The sequence below is a fragment of the Rhizobium esperanzae genome, assembly GCF_002204185.1.
Lineage (GTDB): Bacteria > Pseudomonadota > Alphaproteobacteria > Rhizobiales > Rhizobiaceae > Rhizobium > Rhizobium esperanzae.
Genome location: NZ_MXPU01000018.1, coordinates 66,161 through 82,450, shown reverse-complemented (window position 1 = coordinate 82,450; position 16,290 = coordinate 66,161). Strand labels below are relative to the sequence as shown.

The 16,290-nt window shown below is 60.9% G+C and carries 13 protein-coding genes and 1 pseudogene; 8 read left to right on the top strand and 6 right to left on the bottom strand.

Annotated elements, in window-relative coordinates; genetic code table 11:
* Nucleotides 1–28: 28 nt before the first annotated feature.
* The gene (locus tag B5E41_RS23720) at nt 29–1,045 is read right to left on the bottom strand and encodes an ABC transporter substrate-binding protein (RefSeq protein WP_064812959.1); all 1,017 of its coding nucleotides are present in this window, start codon (nt 1,043–1,045) and stop codon (nt 29–31) included.
* Between the two features lie 278 nt (nt 1,046–1,323).
* On the opposite strand from B5E41_RS23720, the gene B5E41_RS23715 reads away from it, so the two are divergent.
* From B5E41_RS23715 to B5E41_RS23700, 3 genes are all read left to right on the top strand, one after another.
* A complete protein-coding gene (locus tag B5E41_RS23715; RefSeq protein WP_088396310.1) occupies nt 1,324–2,562 on the top strand; it encodes a GAF domain-containing sensor histidine kinase in 1,239 nt (412 codons plus the stop codon).
* A 13-nt stretch (nt 2,563–2,575) separates the two neighbouring features.
* Nucleotides 2,576–3,298 carry a response regulator transcription factor gene (locus B5E41_RS23710; protein WP_064807889.1) on the top strand — a complete coding sequence of 241 codons (723 nt, stop codon included), beginning with the start codon at nt 2,576–2,578 and terminating at the stop codon, nt 3,296–3,298.
* 332 nt (nt 3,299–3,630) lie between these two features.
* Nucleotides 3,631–4,464: a DUF6030 family protein gene (locus B5E41_RS23700; RefSeq protein WP_245303140.1), complete on the top strand. Its 834-nt coding sequence runs from the start codon at nt 3,631–3,633 to the stop codon at nt 4,462–4,464.
* A gap of 66 nt (nt 4,465–4,530) precedes the next feature.
* Here the strand turns inward: B5E41_RS23700 and B5E41_RS23695 are convergent, their stop codons facing one another.
* The gene (locus tag B5E41_RS23695; RefSeq protein ID WP_088396307.1) at nt 4,531–5,454 is read right to left on the bottom strand and encodes a LysR family transcriptional regulator; all 924 of its coding nucleotides are present in this window, start codon (nt 5,452–5,454) and stop codon (nt 4,531–4,533) included.
* A 132-nt stretch (nt 5,455–5,586) separates the two neighbouring features.
* Between B5E41_RS23695 and B5E41_RS23690 the strand changes: the two genes are divergently transcribed.
* Nucleotides 5,587–6,471 (top strand): alpha/beta hydrolase, encoded by an 885-nt coding sequence (locus tag B5E41_RS23690; protein WP_088396306.1) that lies wholly within the window; start codon nt 5,587–5,589, stop codon nt 6,469–6,471.
* On the opposite strand, the gene B5E41_RS23685 is transcribed toward B5E41_RS23690, so the two are convergent.
* The gene (locus B5E41_RS23685; RefSeq protein WP_088396305.1) at nt 6,429–7,058 is read right to left on the bottom strand and encodes a TetR/AcrR family transcriptional regulator; all 630 of its coding nucleotides are present in this window, start codon (nt 7,056–7,058) and stop codon (nt 6,429–6,431) included. The two genes, B5E41_RS23690 and B5E41_RS23685, sit on opposite strands and share 43 nt — an antisense overlap.
* Before the next feature lie 175 nt (nt 7,059–7,233).
* On the opposite strand from B5E41_RS23685, the pseudogene B5E41_RS23680 reads away from it, so the two are divergent.
* Nucleotides 7,234–9,700: pseudogene (locus B5E41_RS23680) on the top strand (glycoside hydrolase family 3 C-terminal domain-containing protein).
* A 232-nt stretch (nt 9,701–9,932) separates the two neighbouring features.
* Nucleotides 9,933–10,406 (top strand): Hsp20 family protein, encoded by a 474-nt coding sequence (locus B5E41_RS23675; protein WP_064807878.1) that lies wholly within the window; start codon nt 9,933–9,935, stop codon nt 10,404–10,406.
* A gap of 309 nt (nt 10,407–10,715) precedes the next feature.
* Here the strand turns inward: B5E41_RS23675 and B5E41_RS23670 are convergent, their stop codons facing one another.
* Both B5E41_RS23670 and B5E41_RS23665 read right to left on the bottom strand, forming a co-directional pair.
* Nucleotides 10,716–11,252 carry an OmpA family protein gene (locus B5E41_RS23670; RefSeq protein ID WP_088396304.1) on the bottom strand — a complete coding sequence of 179 codons (537 nt, stop codon included), beginning with the start codon at nt 11,250–11,252 and terminating at the stop codon, nt 10,716–10,718.
* A 14-nt stretch (nt 11,253–11,266) separates the two neighbouring features.
* Entirely contained in the window at nt 11,267–11,941 is a 675-nt protein-coding gene (locus B5E41_RS23665) for a L,D-transpeptidase (protein WP_088396303.1), read from the bottom strand.
* Between the two features lie 383 nt (nt 11,942–12,324).
* On the opposite strand from B5E41_RS23665, the gene B5E41_RS23660 reads away from it, so the two are divergent.
* On the top strand, nt 12,325–14,499 hold the full coding sequence (locus B5E41_RS23660; RefSeq protein WP_088396302.1) for a TonB-dependent siderophore receptor: 2,175 nt from the start codon (nt 12,325–12,327) through the stop codon (nt 14,497–14,499).
* A gap of 4 nt (nt 14,500–14,503) precedes the next feature.
* Nucleotides 14,504–15,289 carry a siderophore-iron reductase FhuF gene (gene fhuF, locus B5E41_RS23655; protein ID WP_088396301.1) on the top strand — a complete coding sequence of 262 codons (786 nt, stop codon included), beginning with the start codon at nt 14,504–14,506 and terminating at the stop codon, nt 15,287–15,289.
* A gap of 12 nt (nt 15,290–15,301) precedes the next feature.
* Here the strand turns inward: fhuF and B5E41_RS23650 are convergent, their stop codons facing one another.
* Entirely contained in the window at nt 15,302–16,219 is a 918-nt protein-coding gene (locus B5E41_RS23650) for an AraC family transcriptional regulator (protein ID WP_088396300.1), read from the bottom strand.
* Between the last annotated feature and the right edge of the window lie 71 nt (nt 16,220–16,290).

The window sequence follows — 16,290 nt, the reverse complement described above, 5'->3', positions numbered from 1 at the left end:
TTTTCGCCCACGGCAGTCGCCGGGAGAGTTATTTTGCCGACTCGATGACCTTGATCGCGTCTGCCTGCGTGTATTCCACATTAGCGACGCCGCCGGCCTGGGTGTTGGCGAGGTTCGTTTCCAGATTGTCCTGGTCGATGCGCAGGAAGGGCACGACGAGATCCTTCTTGACCTGCTTGCCGTCGAGGATCTGCTGGGCGACCCAGAAGGCGAGGGTGGAGACGCCAGGCGCGATGGACACCGACATCGTCTCGTAGCCCTTGGCGTCCTTCTGCTCCTTCCACCACTTCAGCTCGTCTTCGCGGTTGCCCATGATGATGGTCGGCATCTTCCGGTCGGTCGCGGCAATCGCCTGCGCGGCGCCATAACCGTCACCGCCCTGCGTCACCACGCCGACAATATCGGGTAGGCTCGGCAGGATACCGGCAACGGCCTTCTGCGCCACGTCCTGCGCCCAGTCTCCGTGCACGGAGCCGACGATCTTGAACTGCGGGAACTGCTTGACGCCGTCATGGATGCCGGCCGAGATCTCGTCGTCGACGAAGACGCCGGCAAGGCCGCGGATCTCGAGCAGGTTGCCGCCAGCGGGCAGCTTCTTCGACAAATACTCGACCTCGCTGCGGCCCATTTCCTTGAAATTGACGGCGATACGCCAGGCGCAGGGTTCCGTCACGATGCCGTCGAAGGAAACGACTGTAATGCCGGCGTCGCAGGCTTCCTTGACGGCGCCGTTCAGCGCCGTCGGCGAGGCGGCGTTCAGCACGATCGCGTCATAGCCCTGCAGGATCATGTTCTGGATCTGCGCCGCCTGTTCTGTCGCCTGGTTCTCGGCGGTGGTGAAAGGGTCGGCGGCGGCAACGACGCCAGCCTTTACGGCCTCGCTCGTCACCTTGCCCCAGCTCGTCAGCATGGCCTGACGCCAGGAGTTTCCGGCGTAGTTGTTGGAAAGGGCGATCTTCTTGGCCGACGTGTCGGCAAAGGCGGAAACGGGCATGGCGGCGCAAGCAATAGCGGCCGATGCCAGAAGCATCTTACGGATTGTCATCTCTTCCTCCCTCATGATCGCGCCGGTCGGCGGATCGCTTCACTCCTGCCGGCTCAAGCGGGCCTCGAGTGAAAATTGTTCTTGAACTGAGCTTCCTCCTCTCAGTAAGGGCAGGATGCGGGAGATCGGCCGACCTGTACAGGGGCAAGGCAGCAACTCGTTTGCGGGTTTTGCGCGACAAGCTGCGGGTTTACGCAAGACGGCGGCCCACTTGCGGGCGCTTACTGGGATATGATCTCGACAGGTTGAGGAGTCTGTCGTGGCGGGAGGAACTGACAATGCTGCATCTTGCACCGGCAGCCCTGTTCGACCACTATCTCGGCATTTCGCGGCTGCTCGCGGGCCAGCTCGACTTCCGCTCGGCCATCCGTTCCGTCGCCGCCGAGGTCGCCCACATTATCCCGCACGACCATCTCGACGTCTGCGTGCTGCTCGAAGGCGGCAACTATCACACGGCCTATGAGACGGGCATCGAGACCGCCTGGGGCGAGATTGCCGGTGCGCCCGTTATCAACAGCCCCATCCGCTCTCTCCTGCGGGGTGAGGTCGACTTTCTGCTCTCGGACGACGCCATGAAAGATCCGCGCTTTCATTTCGAGGGCGCCTTCAAGCGGCCGATTGTCGAGCAATCGCTGAGGAGCCGGCTGCATGTTCCCATGAAGGTGCAGGGCACGATCATCGCAGCACTTTCCTGCTCTTCTCACAGAGCGGGCGTCTATACGATGGAAGATGTCGAGCGCGCCCGCATCATCGCCGATCTGCTGACGCCCTATTTCTTCGCGCTGCAGGCGGCCGAGCAGGCGCAACGCTCGGCGATCGTGGAGGCCGAAGCTCGCGCCCGCGAGGAGGGGCTGCGTCAGGGCGCCCTGAAGCTGACCGAAGCCCTGGAGCAGGAACGCCAGCGGATCGGCATGGACCTTCACGACCAGACGCTTGCCGACCTGACGCGGCTCGCCCGGCGGATCGATCGGTTGTCGCGTAACGGCGAGGTGACGCCCGAGGCGCTCGAACCCGTTTCGCGTTCCCTGCAGCATTGCATGCAGGATCTGCGGCAGATCATCGAACAGGCAAAACCCTCCGTGCTCCAGCTGTTCGGCCTCGCGCAGGCGATCGAGCATCATCTCGACCGATCGACCCGCGATACCGGATCGGGCATCGAATGGGGCCTTGTCGACGAGACGAACGGCGCGCTGGAAAGGCTGGAGCCGACCGTCAGCGTCGCCTTGTTCCGCATCGCGCAGGAAGCGATCAACAATGCCGTGCGCCATGCCGCCCCGCTGGCGATCATGGTGGGGCTCGAAGCCGACGACGAGCAACTGTCGATTGAAATCTCCGACGATGGGGCTGGCCTTGCCAAGACGCGAGGACGGATCGGCGGCGGCATCGACAATATGAAGACCCGCGCGCGGCTTATCTCGGCGCGCTTCACGATCGGCCCCGGCCATAACAATCGCGGGACCGCGGTGCGCGTCGTGCTGCCGCTGGCGCCGAACGGCACGGCGCGCGAGCCAGACTGAGGAGAAAGACACGATGAAAGTTCTGATCGTCGAGGACGACCCGCTGCACCGGTCCTACCTGCACGAGGCTGTTAACGCCGCCCTGCCGGAATGCGACACGGTGATCGAGGCGGAGAACGGAACCGTCGGTGAGAAGCTCGCCCGCGACCACAAGTCTGCGCATATCGTCATGGATCTGCAGATGGCGAGCCGCAACGGCATCGAGGCGGCGCGCACGATCTGGAAGGAGCGGCCGGAGACCCGCATCCTGTTCTGGTCGAACTATTCGGATGAGGCTTATGTGCGCGGTGTCTCGCGCATCGTGCCGGATGGCGCCGCCTATGGCTATGTGCTGAAATCCGCCTCCGACGAGCGGTTGAAGCTTGCGCTGCGCTCGATCTTCATCGAGAGCCAGTGTGTCATCGACCGCGAAGTGCGTGGTCTGCAGCAGAAGAGCCTCGGTCAGACCAACGGCTTCACCGATTCCGAATACGAGATCCTCGTCGACATAGCCCTCGGTCTGACTGACCGGGCGATCGCCAAACGCCGGAGCCTGTCGCTGCGCAGCGTGCAGAACCGCCTGCAGCAGCTCTACGACAAGCTCGACGTCTATCAGACGGCTGGCGACGACCACGAGGACGGCCGCTTCAATCTCCGCGCCCGCGCTGTCACGATTGCTTTCTTGCGTAAACTTCTGAATTACAGCGCTCTAGAACGCGCTGAGGCGGAGCTGCAGGAATGGCTTGATGGAAAGTAATTTCCCGAAGAGATCGGCGACATAGGCGAGCTTTTCTTTTGGGGCGCAGCCGTTTCAGGGCTCCTGCTTGACGCTGGATACACTCGACATCAAAATCGCGGTTTCGAAGGTGAGCCAGCTGTAGCGCTTTCACATCATTGCTCGCCTCAAAGGATTGGCCACGGGGATTGACCAGGCGCCGACCGACGCCGCTGGTCGCAAGCTTGCGAGGCAACGCAGTGAATAAATTATTCTCAGCCGGTTCTTCCAGCGACGGCCCATCCCCGCGCTGGAAGTTCCCGTTGCTGAGCAACCGGCGCTCGTTACGTCGGTCAGCACTGTTGGTACTCGCCATGGTTGTTGCAACCATTGCCGTTTCTTACATGGACATCCGCCGATCCGAAGCTCCGACCGAAGATTTTGAAGATCGAGCGTCCAACAAGGCTGCCCCTTCCGCACGCTTAGCCGTCCGCTCTGATCCGGCTGCTTCTTCTCCTCGTCCGACGATATCGATATCGCGGCATCTGATGGAGCTCCCAAAGCTCGACCTGGCAAGTCAGTTTCTGCGGATGTGGTTGGTCTCGGGCGCCAATATTTGCGGCGCTCTTCGAGAGGCGGGCATAGAGGTGAGCGAATGGAAAGCCGCATCGATGCGCAATCGCGATTATGAGTGTTATTTTCAGCGCATCTATGAACGGGACGAGGCGCGGCCGCTCAGCTCGACCTTCCTCAGGGTTCGTGGAGATGAGACCGGTAATATTGTTGAGATCCGCGCCAAGATCGTCGGACCCAAGATTGATGCTGAGGGACTTCTCGCCCCTGAAGTGCTGCGCATTTTCGAGATCATTGTAAAGCAGGTGTGCTGGCGAGATTTTGAAGATGCGCTTGCGTCGATCCAAAGCCTTCGCGATGTCGAAGCCGATCGATTCGGCTCTTATCTCAGCTTCACGCGCGAAGCCGGCAGCGAAAACAGATTTAGTTTTGCTCTAGGCCTCAAGGCAGCACCAGGATCGCAGGCAAGAACCAGGGCGTATTTTTCGGCAGACCGCTGGCTGGCCACGACGGATGCGCGCATCCCGCGGACATCATCCGCATCGATCGCAACGGCGCGTTCAGATCGGCCAATGGCACTCAATGGCGGAGCAAGTGCCGGCTCCGATTCAAAACCAAGCCGGAACTGCGGCTGAGCTTCAAAGCCCCCAGCCTTGTGAGTAGGGAAAGTGCACCCGCTTCGGATATGGCGCGCCAGCGGATCAGCGCGACAGGCTGGCTGCCGGTCGAAAAGCGTCGGCTCGGGCGGCACAGTTCTCGACGACGAAATCCACGAAAGCGCGGACTTTGGGCGAAAGCTGGCGATTGGACGGCCAGACGAGCGAGAGTGAACCGAAGGGCACCATGAAGGAGGTGAGGACGGGGATCAGCCTTCCCGCTCGCATGTGCGATGCCGCGACATAAACGGGCAGGTGGGCGAGGCCCAAACCATCCTGTGCTGCCCGCAGCCCTGCATCCGTGTTGTTGAATGTTAGGCTTTTCGGCAGAAGCAGTCGCTCGTACGGCGCGCTGAATGCCCAGGGCGCGACGCGGCCGCTGGATGGATATTTGAAGTGAATGCAGGCATGCCTGAAGAGATCGCCTGGCGTCTCAGGCCGTCCACGGCGCTCGAAATAATCGGGACTGCCGCACACGACGAAATGCTGCTCGCCGAGATGGCGGGCGATCAGCCGCGCATCGGCAAGTTCGCCGCTGCGCACCACGACATCGAGACCTTCCGCAACCAGGTCTATGACCCTATCTTCGAAATCCACATCGAGCTCGATCTCCGGGAAGCGCTCGGCAAAGGCCGGCAGCATCGGCATCACGAGATGATGCCCGACGATATGTGGGACGCTGACGCGCAGGCGCCCCCTCGGGCTTTCCCGGCTTTTCGACAGGGTTGCCTCTACGTCCTGCATATCGTCGATGATGCGTTTGTAGCGCTCGTAGAGAACAGCCCCTTCATCCGTCAGGCTGATGCTGCGGGTCGTTCGGTTGAAGAGCCGCACGCCGAGCCGGCTTTCCAGACGCGCCACCGCCTTTCCAATCGCAGACGGCGAGACGCCGGCAATGCGGGCGGCTGCGACATAACTCTGCTGTTCGGCCGCATAAACGAAGGCGAAGACGCTCGCGAGACTATCCATGGCAAAATCCGATTGGAGACATTTTGTCCTTTATGTAAGTCCACGCACCGGAATTGACCAATATTGCATAACAAATATCCTTTGTCTCGAAAGCCGGAAGGATGCGCCTGCCGAGATCAAGGAGTGGATGGCATGCGGGACTACGCGAAAGAATTACCGGAGCACAGGACAAGATACATTGGCGAGAACGACCTGTTCCTTGAAATCTTTCCTGGGAGCAACCGCCTGGATGAGGCCGATCGACCGCCCTTGCTTTTCATTCATGGCGCCTTCACCGGCAGCTGGATGTGGAGCAAATATATTCCGCACTTCATGGCGGCTGGATGGGACTCCTACTGCATCAATCTGCGAGGTCATTACAAAAGCCGGTCGGTGGATTTCACGAAGGTCGAATTCGAGCACTATCTGGACGACATTCGTGAGGCGATTTCCGCAATCGCTGGGGAATGTGCCGTCGCTCCTGTTGTGATCGGTTTCAGCATGGGTGGAATCCTCAGTCAGAAACTGGCGGAAAGCGTTGGCATTGCCGGGCTGGTACTGATCGATTCCAGCATCTCCAGGCAGGTGCATGACAAAGTACCCTACCAGGATCTTGCGCCTGAGATACCTGGCGTCGTTATTCCCGCGCCGGTGCGTGACGAGCAATCCAGCCCCGACGAAACACCCGACGATATCGCCTTCCAGCGGAAGTACCTGTCCATGGAATCCGCCAGAGCCTTCGGTGCCTTTTCCTTCCATTTCGGAGCCGAGGGGATTTCCGTCGACGGGGGCAAGATAACCTGCCCCAGCCTGGTCATCTCGGCTGTCAACGACGCCGCCGCCGACCGGCGAGGGCAGGCGATGGCACGGCACATCGGCGGCGAGTATCTTTGTCTCTGGGGCACGACGCATACAGGCTTGCTGGTCGGGCAAAGATACCACGAAGCCGTCAGCCGCATCATGATCTGGCTTGCGCGCTTCGATGAAGAGGGGCTTCAGCCCTCCAAGCCGAGGCTCGCCAGCAGGCGGCCGACATAGGCCTCCAGGCCGCCGATCATGTCGAAGCGATCGGGATCGCGCAGCCACAGCATCTGCAGGCCGTCCATCACCGCGATCAGTTCGGCGGCCATCGTTTTGCTGTCGATCCTCTTGTCGATCGAGCCATCGGCGATCGCCCGCTCGAAGGTCGCGGCGATATCGTTCTGCATCTCAGTGGTGCGAGCGAGAAACCACGCCTTGGCGGGGTGGTCCTTCATCAGGCTCTCGGCATTCAGAATGGCGAAGGCTCGGATGACCTCGATCATTCCGGCGTTGCGGCGGAAGATTTCGACCATGCCTTTCAGCAGGCCGCTGACATCCGAGCGATAGTGCCCGATAAAATCGGCGCTATCGACATCGCGCTTGGCGAGGATGGCGAGCAGCAGATCGACCTTTGTCGGGAAATGGTGCAGCAGGCCGGGCAGTGACAGGCCGATGTCCCGGGCGATATCGCCGATCGCGGCATTCTGATAGCCGTCCTCGGCAAAGCGCCGCATCGCCGCCGCTAGGATTTCCGCGCGGCGCTCTTCTCCCTTGCGGGAACGGCGCCGTCGTTTCTCTTGCTGTTCCACCTTCTGTTCTGCCATCGTTTCTCCGGTCGGCTCTTTTAACGGCGATGCGCCGATCCGCAATGCTCTGGCCGATATCTCCTCTGCTTCTTTCTTACATCAGGTCCGTCAGCTTGACATCTTAAAAATACCGAGTAATCGGTAGGTTTAACAGGCGCGATGCTGGCAGTCTTTGAACGAACGGGAGGTTTGCATGATCGATTCCATTCTCGACAGGATGACGCTCGAAGAACAGGTCTCCTTGCTGTCAGGTGCCGATTTCTGGACGACTGTGCCTGTCGAGCGTCTCGGCGTGCCGAAGATCAAGGTGACGGACGGTCCGAACGGCGCCCGCGGCGCGGGCTCGCTTGTCGCCGGCGTCAAGGCGACCTGCTTTCCCGTCGCCATCGCGCTCGGCGCCAGCTGGAATCCCGATCTCGTCAAGCAGATGGGGGTTGCCCTCGCGCGCCAGGCAAAGAGCAAGGGAGCGGCCGTGCTGCTCGCGCCAACAGTCAATATCCATCGATCCGGCCTCAACGGCCGCAATTTCGAATGCTATTCCGAAGATCCGATGCTGACGTCAGAACTCGCCGTCGCCTATATCGAAGGCGTGCAGGGTGAGGGGATCGCGGCGACCATAAAACACTTCGCCGGCAATGAATCCGAGATCGAGCGGCAGACCATGTCGTCCGATATCGACGAGCGGACGTTGCGCGAAATCTATCTGCCGCCCTTCGAGCAGGCGGTGCGCCGCGCCGGCGTCATGGCGGTCATGTCATCCTACAATCGCCTCAACGGCACCTATACGAGTGAGCATCACTGGCTGCTGACCAAGGTGCTGCGCGAGGAATGGCGCTTCGACGGCATCGTCATGTCCGATTGGTTCGGCTCGCATTCGACAGCCGAGACGATCAATGCCGGCCTCGATCTCGAAATGCCCGGCCCGGCGCGCGACCGCGGCGAGAAATTGGTTGCAGCCGTGCGCGAGGGCAAGGTGGAAGCAGCGACGGTGCGTGCGGCAGCACGGCGCATGTTGCTGCTGCTCGAGAGGGTCGGCGCATTTAAGAGCAAACCCGATCTTGCCGAGCGGGCGGTTGACTTGCCGGAAGATCGGGCGCTGATCCGGCGTCTCGGCGCCGAAGGCGCGGTGCTCCTCAAGAACGACGGCATGCTGCCGCTTGCCAAGACGTCGCTCGACCGGATCGCCGTCATCGGACCGAATGCCGCCACCGCCCGTGTCATGGGCGGCGGCAGCGCGCAGATCGCAGCGCATTACACGGTGAGCCCGCTCGAAGGCATTCGCGCCGCCCTTTCCAATGCCAACAGCATCAGCCACGCGGTCGGCTGCCGCCATAACCGGCTGATCGACGTGTTCAAGGGAAAGATCACCGTCGAATATTTCAAGGGGCGCGGCTGCAGCGGCGATCCGCTTCATGTCGAGACCGTCGACAAGGGCGAATTCTTCTGGTTCGAGCTGCCGTCGGAAGAACTCGACCCCGCCGATTTCTCCGCTCGGATGGTGATGCAGTATGCACCGGAGGAGAGTGGCGAACATGTCTTCGGCATGACCAATGCTGGGCTGGCGCGGCTCTTCGTCGATGGCAGGCTCATGGTCGACGGCCATGAGGGCTGGACGCGCGGCGAGAATTATTTTCGGCACCGCCAATGATGAACAGCGCGGCGCGGCGACGCTCGAAGCGGGCCGTTCCTACGAAATCACCGTCGAATATGAACCGTCCATGGCGAGCGAGGAAGGCATCAACCTCATCGCCGTCCGTTTCGGTGTCGAAAAGCCGCTCGGCGACGCCGATATCGCGGCCGCCGTCGAATGCGCCCGCAATGCCGATGTGGCACTGCTCTTCGTCGGCCGCGATGGCGAGTGGGACACGGAAGGGCTTGATCTGCCCGATATGCGGCTGCCGGGCCGGCAGGAAGAACTGATCGAGAAGGTCGCAGCCGCCAACGCCAACACCGTGATCGTGCTGCAGACCGGCGGCCCCATTGAGATGCCTTGGCTCGGCAAGGTCCGCGCCGTGCTGCAAATGTGGTATCCCGGTCAGGAACTCGGCAACGCCGTCGCCGATGTGTTGTTCGGCGACGCCGAGCCGGGCGGCCGCCTGCCGCAGACCTTCCCGAAAGCGCTTGCCGACAATTCCGCCATCACAGGCGATCCTGCCGTTTATCCCGGTAAGGACGGGCATGTGCATTATGCCGAAGGCGTCTTCGTCGGCTACCGCCATCACGATATCAGCGCCGTCGAACCTCTCTTCCCCTTCGGCTTCGGCCTTAGCTATACCCGCTTCCGTTGGGGCGAACCGCGACTCTCCGCAGGAGAAATGGATCCTGAAGGCATAACCGTCAGCATTGACGTCACCAATACAGGCGACCGGCCAGGCTCGGAGCTGGTTCAGCTCTATGTGCGCTCGCCGAAGGCGAAAGTGGCACGGCCGGACAAGGAACTGCGCGCCTTCGCAAAGCTCTCGCTGCAACCCGGCGAAACAGGCACGGCCGTCATGAAGGTTCTGCCGCGCGATCTGGCCTATTTCGATATTGAGGTCGGCGCCTTCCGGGCCGAACCGGGTGGTTATCAGCTGGTCCTGGCGGCGAATGCCGCCGACACAAGATCCGTGATCCACCTGCCGTCGCCAGCCGGCTATGTGCTGCCGCCGTCGATCGCATGACCCACGTCGAAACGGTCAGGCGCAATCGATTAGTGAATGAAAACAGTGCTCAACAGCCTTTCCGGCCTGCCATATGAAGCAGGCTGAAAATTTTTAAATTCTCCTCTTGAATCGAAAATCGTGCGAAACCAGATCATTTTCGTCGGTAGCGCAAAAGCGGGCCGATGAGTAGTGCGGAGACGCAGGTTTCCGAAGCGTCTCCATCCCATGTTGCTTTACGGAGGATATGGCTATGAGAAACGAACTTGACTTCGCCCCCCTTTATCGATCCAGCATCGGTTTCGACCGTGTCTTCAATCTCCTGAACAATGCGCAGCGCCTGCAGGCGATCGATGCCTGGCCGCCCTACGACATCGTTAAGACGGGCGAAGACGACTATCGCATTCAGATGGCAGTGGCCGGCTTCGCCGAAGGCGACCTCGACATCACCCAGGAGCGGAACGTCCTTCTGGTGAAGGGGCAAAAGGCGGCCGACGGAAAGGACGGCGAATATCTGCATCGCGGCATCGCCGGGCGCGCATTTGAACGGCGCTTCGAACTCGCCGATCACGTCAGGGTCGAGAATGCCTCGCTGAGGCATGGTATTCTCTCGATTGCGCTGAAGCGTGAAGTGCCCGAAGCCATGAAGCCGCGCAAGATCGTTATCGGTGACGGCTCCTTTCAGCAGGCGCCTCTTCAGATCGAATCCGAGCGTCAGGTGGCTTAAGGAGAGCCTCTCCATGAAGTCCCGGATAAAGCCGTTCATCGTAGAGATCAGGAAACGTCGCGGAAGCAGCGCAAAAAACGCGGCAAAGTCTCTGTTTTCGAAATCGTTAGGCAAGCTCCGCAGCGCGGACGCGGTTTCTGAAGCGCGATCCTGAACAGGGCTTTCATGTCAATGGGGCCGGCGCCATGTGGCCGGCCCTTGTGCACGAACGAGGTGGACTGAGTTTGTCTCCCCTCGAACTCTCTTGCCGCAAATCCCGGCCTAACAAGCTTGGCCCTCCGTTCGGCCCTCCTGCAGGTCCACCTGCAATCAGACTGCATCCGGCTGGGTGCGCAGATTGGTGACGACGCGCCGGTTCTGCACCTTGCAGGAGCGCTCTGTGCAGTCGCGGACTTCGCGGTCTTTGCCGTAGCCCTTGGCCCACATGCGCTTGGGGTCCACGCCCTTCGAGGCCAGATAGGCCATCGCCGCATCGGCACGTTTCTGCGAGAGCGTCTGCATTTTGGAGACTGAGCCGGAATCGTCGGCAAATCCCTGAAGCTTGAGCAGCCAGGTCGGGTTCTTGTTGAGCCAGGCCGCCTGGTTATCCAGGGTGGCCATGGCGACGGAATCGAGCGCGGCGGAGTCCTGCTTGAAGTAGATTCGTCGGCCGACACTAAGAATGAAATCTTCCTCGCTGCCCAGCGCGACGTTCTCGAAACCGGGGGCGGGGTCGTTGGTCTGGCCGGTCATCGGCGCCGCCGCCGGTTCTTCCAGCGAGGCGACCTCGGTGGTGGAGCAGGCGGCGAGCGCCAAGAGCATGGCTGCGCCGGCGAGGCGCTTGGTGTATCCGATCATCGCAGACATAGGGGTGATATTCCTCATTCGACCGGAGTTGTTTCGCTAACCTGCGTGGCGCCCTCAGCCTGGTCGGCAATATGCGGCAGAACCTGTACAGCAGTGCCGATGGGGCAGCGCTGATAGAGATCGATGGCGTCTTCATTGAACATGCGGATACAGCCGCTGGAGGCATCTTTGCCGATGCTCCATGGCTCCAGCGTGCCGTGAAACCGATAGCCGGTGTCGACGCCGTCGCGATGCAGATACATGGCGCGGGGGCCAAGCGGGTTCTTCGGTGAGCCACCCGCGACGAATTCCGGCAGTTCGGGATGGCGCTTGCGCATCTCCGGCGGCGGCGTCCAACGCGGCCAGAGCGATTTAGCGTCGATGGTGGCGCGGCCAAACCATTTGAAGCCTTCGCGGCCGACCCCGACGCCATAACGGATGGCGGTCTTGTTCTCCATGATCAGATAGAGAAAATGGTGCCTTGTATCGACGACAACGGTGCCGATCGGCTCGCTGCTGAAATATTTGACGACCTGGCGATGCCAGCGCCTGTCGATTTTGGCGAAATTGGTGCTGCGAAACGTCACGCCGTTGTCGACCGCAGCGCCGTCGAAATAAGAAGATGCCGCGGCGGCTGCCGGTTTGCTGACGGCGCCGGTCCCAAGCAACGCCAATCCACCGAGCATAATACTCCTGCGGGTCCACACCATCGGCTAAATCCCCCCTGAAAGCCAACATGCGAAGTGCAGTAAACCAGATTTTTTATTTGCCTCAATAGAAAACTCCTCTCCCTACCAAGAACGATGGAGAATCTAGGGTCGCCTGACGCTGTATTGCTTCGGTCGTTACTCCGGGCGGGAGAATGTTATGCCGACTGCGTACGGATCCGGATATTGACAGGAGGCGCGGCCGGAGCGTGCATCGCAGGTGTCCCGTGCCGGCGTTCCAGTGTCGATGCTGGATGCAACCTCTTCGCGAACGGCCGTCACCGCCAGATCATCGAATAAAAGATGACAAAATTAATCACCTTATGTTGACAAGCTCTATTTCGCTCCATAGGTTCCGCCCGCATCGGTGACGTAGGGACCAAGCAATGGCGCATGTTTTTTTGAATGTTTCTAACAATGTATCGCGAATTTACAGAGGCAGCCTTTTTGCGACGACCGCGATCGTCCTGATCGGCATTGCAGCATCGCCGGCCGCCGCCCAGAGTGCCTCGGCAGGTGACACCGCGACGACACTGGAGCCGATCGTCATTCAAGGTGCAGCCTCTGATAGCAAGACCGACCGGACATCGGTCACCGCCAAGAACAGCGCTGGCGCGTCCAAGATCAGCACGCCGCTCGTCGAGACGCCGCGTTCGATTTCCGTCACCACCGAGAAGGAAATCGAGCAGCGCGGCGTGCAGTCGGTCATCGAGGCGGTGCGTTATACGGCCGGCGTGACGACCGGACCGAACGGCTTCGATCCGCGTTTCGACCAAATCTACATTCGCGGCTTCAACATCACGACAGTCGGAGACTTTCGTGACAGCCTGCGTCAGCCCTACATGAATTACGGCATGTTCCGCACCGATCCCTATCAGCTGCAGCGCGTCGAGGTGATCAAGGGGCCGGTTTCCGTTCTCTACGGCGCGGGATCGCCGGGCGGCCTCGTCAACAAGATCTCGAAGCTTCCGACCGACGAGCCGATCCGCGAAGTCGGCATCAGCTACGGCACCCAGGATCGCCTGCAGGGAATGTTCGATTTCGGCGGGCCGATCAGCGAAGACAACGACGATTTTCTCTATCGCATCGTCGGCCTTGCCCGCCGCGGCGACACCAATTTCGACATTGCCGACGACCGCTATTTTCTGGCGCCGTCCTTCACCTGGAAGCCTGACGAGGGCACGACATTCACGGTGTACGGTCTGGCGCAGTCGGACGAGACCGACTCCAACGTCGGCGCGATCACGACCTTGGACGGCAAGATCCACGAGCTCAGGGAGAGCGATCCCGACTACGACTACCAGAAGGTCAAGCAGCAGCAGGTCGGCTATCAGTTCGAGCATGAATTCGACAACGGCCTGACCTTCCGGCAGAACCTGCGCTATTCGCATCTCGATCTGGAGGCTCGCTATCTCGGCGTGACCAGCTGGACCGGAACTGTCGCGCATCGTGGCACAAATGCGATCCGCGACGAAATGAACGTTTTCCAGGTCGACAACCAGCTCGAAGCGAAGTTCGACACGGGCCCGTTGGCCCATACGATGCTGTTCGGGCTCGACTACACCAATCTCCAGTCGAGCTTTGGCTACGGCGCCGGCGCTGCCGATCCGGCGTTCGACTTCGATATCGCCAATCCGACCTATGGTGTCTCGGGCGCCACGCCGGACTACAGCATCCTGGCTTCCGACGCCGACATGCGGCAGGTCGGCATTTATGCGCTGGACCAGATCGAGGTCGGAAATTGGCGGTTCAACCTCGGCGGCCGGCAGACCTGGGTGAACCAGACGCGCGATGCGACTTTGCCCGCGGTCAGCTCGGAGGAGGTCGATAAGAACGCCTTCTCCTGGCAAGCCGGTGCCCTCTATCTCTTCGACAACGGCATTGCTCCCTTCGTCTCCTACGCCACCTCGTTCGATCCGGTGACCAACCGTTCGACCTCAGGCAAGATCCTGGCGCCGACAGAGGGTGAACAGTACGAGGTAGGTGTGAAATACCAGCCGCCGGGCTCCGACATCCTGCTGTCGGCCGTTGCCTATCACATCGTCGAAAAGAACAAGCCGGTGCTGGTCGACCCGCTGTTGTTTGCCTATGGATCGATCGGTGAGGTGACCGGAAAGGGTATCGAACTGGAAGCCCGCGCGGCGGTAGCCGATGGCTGGGATCTCATTGCGGCCTACACCTACAACCATTCAGAAGTGACGGGAGGCGGCGAAAACGAGGGCAATACGCCAGCCCTCACACCTTCACATGTCGCCAGCCTCTGGGCCAACTACACGTTCCAGGAAACCAACCCCTTCCATGGCCTTTCCGTCGGCGCGGGTGTCCGTTATGTCAGCGAGAATTGGACGGATACGGCGAATACGTCAAAGAATCCCTCGAGCTTCTACATCGACGCGTCCGCCGCTTATGACTTCGGCGCGGTCGACAAGAAATACGAAGGCCTGACTGCAGCCTTCAATATCCGCAACATCGCCGATGAACGCGATACCGTTTGCAACGAGGGCTTCTGCTACCTCGGCCAGGGTCGCAACATGACCGGCACCCTGAAGTATCGGTGGTAGCACCATGGCGGCGGAGATGAACGGGGCGGCCTCACGCCCTTCGATCGCCGATCATCCTGTCGCCCACCAGGCGGTCGACCTCGACGGCCTGGTGGGCAATGGCCCGTTCGCCTATTGCCGCGGCAAGCTGCTTGCCTTTCCGCCGCCGGCCGGGATTGTCATTCCCTGCAGGGATCTTGGCGACCGGGACGTCTTTGACGGCATCATCGCGCGCTATGCGCAAAAATTTCCGGGCAGCGACCGCCGTGCGATCGTCTCCATGTGGACGCTCTATTATTTCAGCATGCTGACGATCGCGCCGACCGTCCATATGTTCGTGAACCGCATCGCGCTGCCGCTGGAGATGGACCGGCTGTCGCTGGTCTGCAATGGTGAGACAGGCGAGCCGGAAGCATTCGTGATGTCCGATCGGCCGGAGGCTGCGGCCGATCCGGCTGCCGAGCTTCACCGGCTGATGCTCGGCCATGCCGCACCGGTCATCGCGGCGATTGCGGCCAATGCCGGCGTGGCGCCGAAGCTTCTCTGGAACAATGCCGCGGCATATCTTTCCTGGATCCTGAAAGAGATCGCCCACCGCCACGAGCCCGCTCTCGTCGAAGGCGGTCTGGCGCTGCTTGACGAAGCCGCATGGCCGTGCGGCCGGCGCAATCCGATGTTCGGCATGATCCGCATCGCGCGCCAGCAATGCGGCCTCGAATTTGCTCGCCGCAAAGTCTGCTGCCTGCGCTATAACCTGCCTGATGTCGGCGGCTGCGGCGAAGCCTGTCCGCTGCCGGATGGGCGGCATTGACGCCGCTCGGAGTCATGCGGCGGCGTTTGAAATGGTTTTTGACTGCTCGGCATATCTTGAGGGCGGCAATCCGGCAAAGCGCGTAAATGCCGTGCTGAACGCGCTTGCGGAGCCATAGCCGACGCGCTCGGCGATCTCCTGAATGCCGAGATCCTCCTGCCTTAGCAGGTTTTTGGCGAGCGCCATGCGCCACGATATCAGATATTCCATCGGCGCTAGGCCCACAGCGCGACGAAAGCGATTGAAAAACGCCGACCGCGACAGGGCAGCCTCGCCGGCAAGCTGCTGCACCGTCCATGCATTGGAGGGATTTTCATGCAGCCGACGGATAGCCACGGCAAGGCGTGGATCGCCTAGACCACGCAGAATTCCAAGCGGCGCCTTCTCCCCAGCATTCGAGCGCAGCGCCTCGACAAGCAATACTTCGAGCAGCCGCGCCAGGATCATGTTCTTTCCCGGCCGCTCGGCGCGGGCTTCGTCAGTGACGAGCTGAACGATGGCCGACAGTCTGCTGTCTTCGCGAATATGGATGATCCGCGGCAGCAGGGAAACCAGCAAAGCCGCATCGGGCGAGCCGAAAGCGAAGTGGCCGACCAGCAATCGTGCATTCGGAGCCCCTTCGGGATCGCCGTGACGCGTTTCTACAGGAAGCATGGTGACGGTGAGGGGATCGATGCTGGGCGACAATCCGTCGTCGAGGCTCGACATCGTGAAAGCATGGGCGGCCGGGATCAGGATGAAGTCGCCTTCGCGCAGTGTGATCTGCTCATTCTCCGCGCTCAGCTGCGAAGAACCTTCCAGGACGACGCAGTAGAAAGGTTGGCCCGTCTCCTGGCGCTCCAGGCGCCACGTCCCTGCGCCGCTGACGAGCTTCGAATGGCGCGCCGCCGGCTGCAGCAGCGTGACCATTTCAGCCAGAGGGTCGCTCATCGATACGCCTGATAATGAAACGTGGACGATGCATGATATTCAGTAGCGATATCGCCGTCTACATCTATCGC

Bases quoted from the DNA above. Each gene is read 5' to 3' on its own strand.
- B5E41_RS23720 (WP_064812959.1), bottom strand. From the start codon at position 1,045: ATGACAATCCGTAAGATGCTTCTGGCATCGGCCGCTATTGCTTGCGCC.
- B5E41_RS23715 (WP_088396310.1), top strand. From the start codon at position 1,324: ATGCTGCATCTTGCACCGGCAGCCCTGTTCGACCACTATCTCGGCATT.
- B5E41_RS23710 (WP_064807889.1), top strand. From the start codon at position 2,576: ATGAAAGTTCTGATCGTCGAGGACGACCCGCTGCACCGGTCCTACCTG.
- B5E41_RS23700 (WP_245303140.1), top strand. From the start codon at position 3,631: ATGGTTGTTGCAACCATTGCCGTTTCTTACATGGACATCCGCCGATCC.
- B5E41_RS23695 (WP_088396307.1), bottom strand. From the start codon at position 5,454: ATGGATAGTCTCGCGAGCGTCTTCGCCTTCGTTTATGCGGCCGAACAG.
- B5E41_RS23690 (WP_088396306.1), top strand. From the start codon at position 5,587: ATGCGGGACTACGCGAAAGAATTACCGGAGCACAGGACAAGATACATT.
- B5E41_RS23685 (WP_088396305.1), bottom strand. From the start codon at position 7,058: ATGGCAGAACAGAAGGTGGAACAGCAAGAGAAACGACGGCGCCGTTCC.
- B5E41_RS23675 (WP_064807878.1), top strand. From the start codon at position 9,933: ATGAGAAACGAACTTGACTTCGCCCCCCTTTATCGATCCAGCATCGGT.
- B5E41_RS23670 (WP_088396304.1), bottom strand. From the start codon at position 11,252: ATGTCTGCGATGATCGGATACACCAAGCGCCTCGCCGGCGCAGCCATG.
- B5E41_RS23665 (WP_088396303.1), bottom strand. From the start codon at position 11,941: ATGGTGTGGACCCGCAGGAGTATTATGCTCGGTGGATTGGCGTTGCTT.
- B5E41_RS23660 (WP_088396302.1), top strand. From the start codon at position 12,325: ATGGCGCATGTTTTTTTGAATGTTTCTAACAATGTATCGCGAATTTAC.
- fhuF (WP_088396301.1), top strand. From the start codon at position 14,504: ATGGCGGCGGAGATGAACGGGGCGGCCTCACGCCCTTCGATCGCCGAT.
- B5E41_RS23650 (WP_088396300.1), bottom strand. From the start codon at position 16,219: ATGAGCGACCCTCTGGCTGAAATGGTCACGCTGCTGCAGCCGGCGGCG.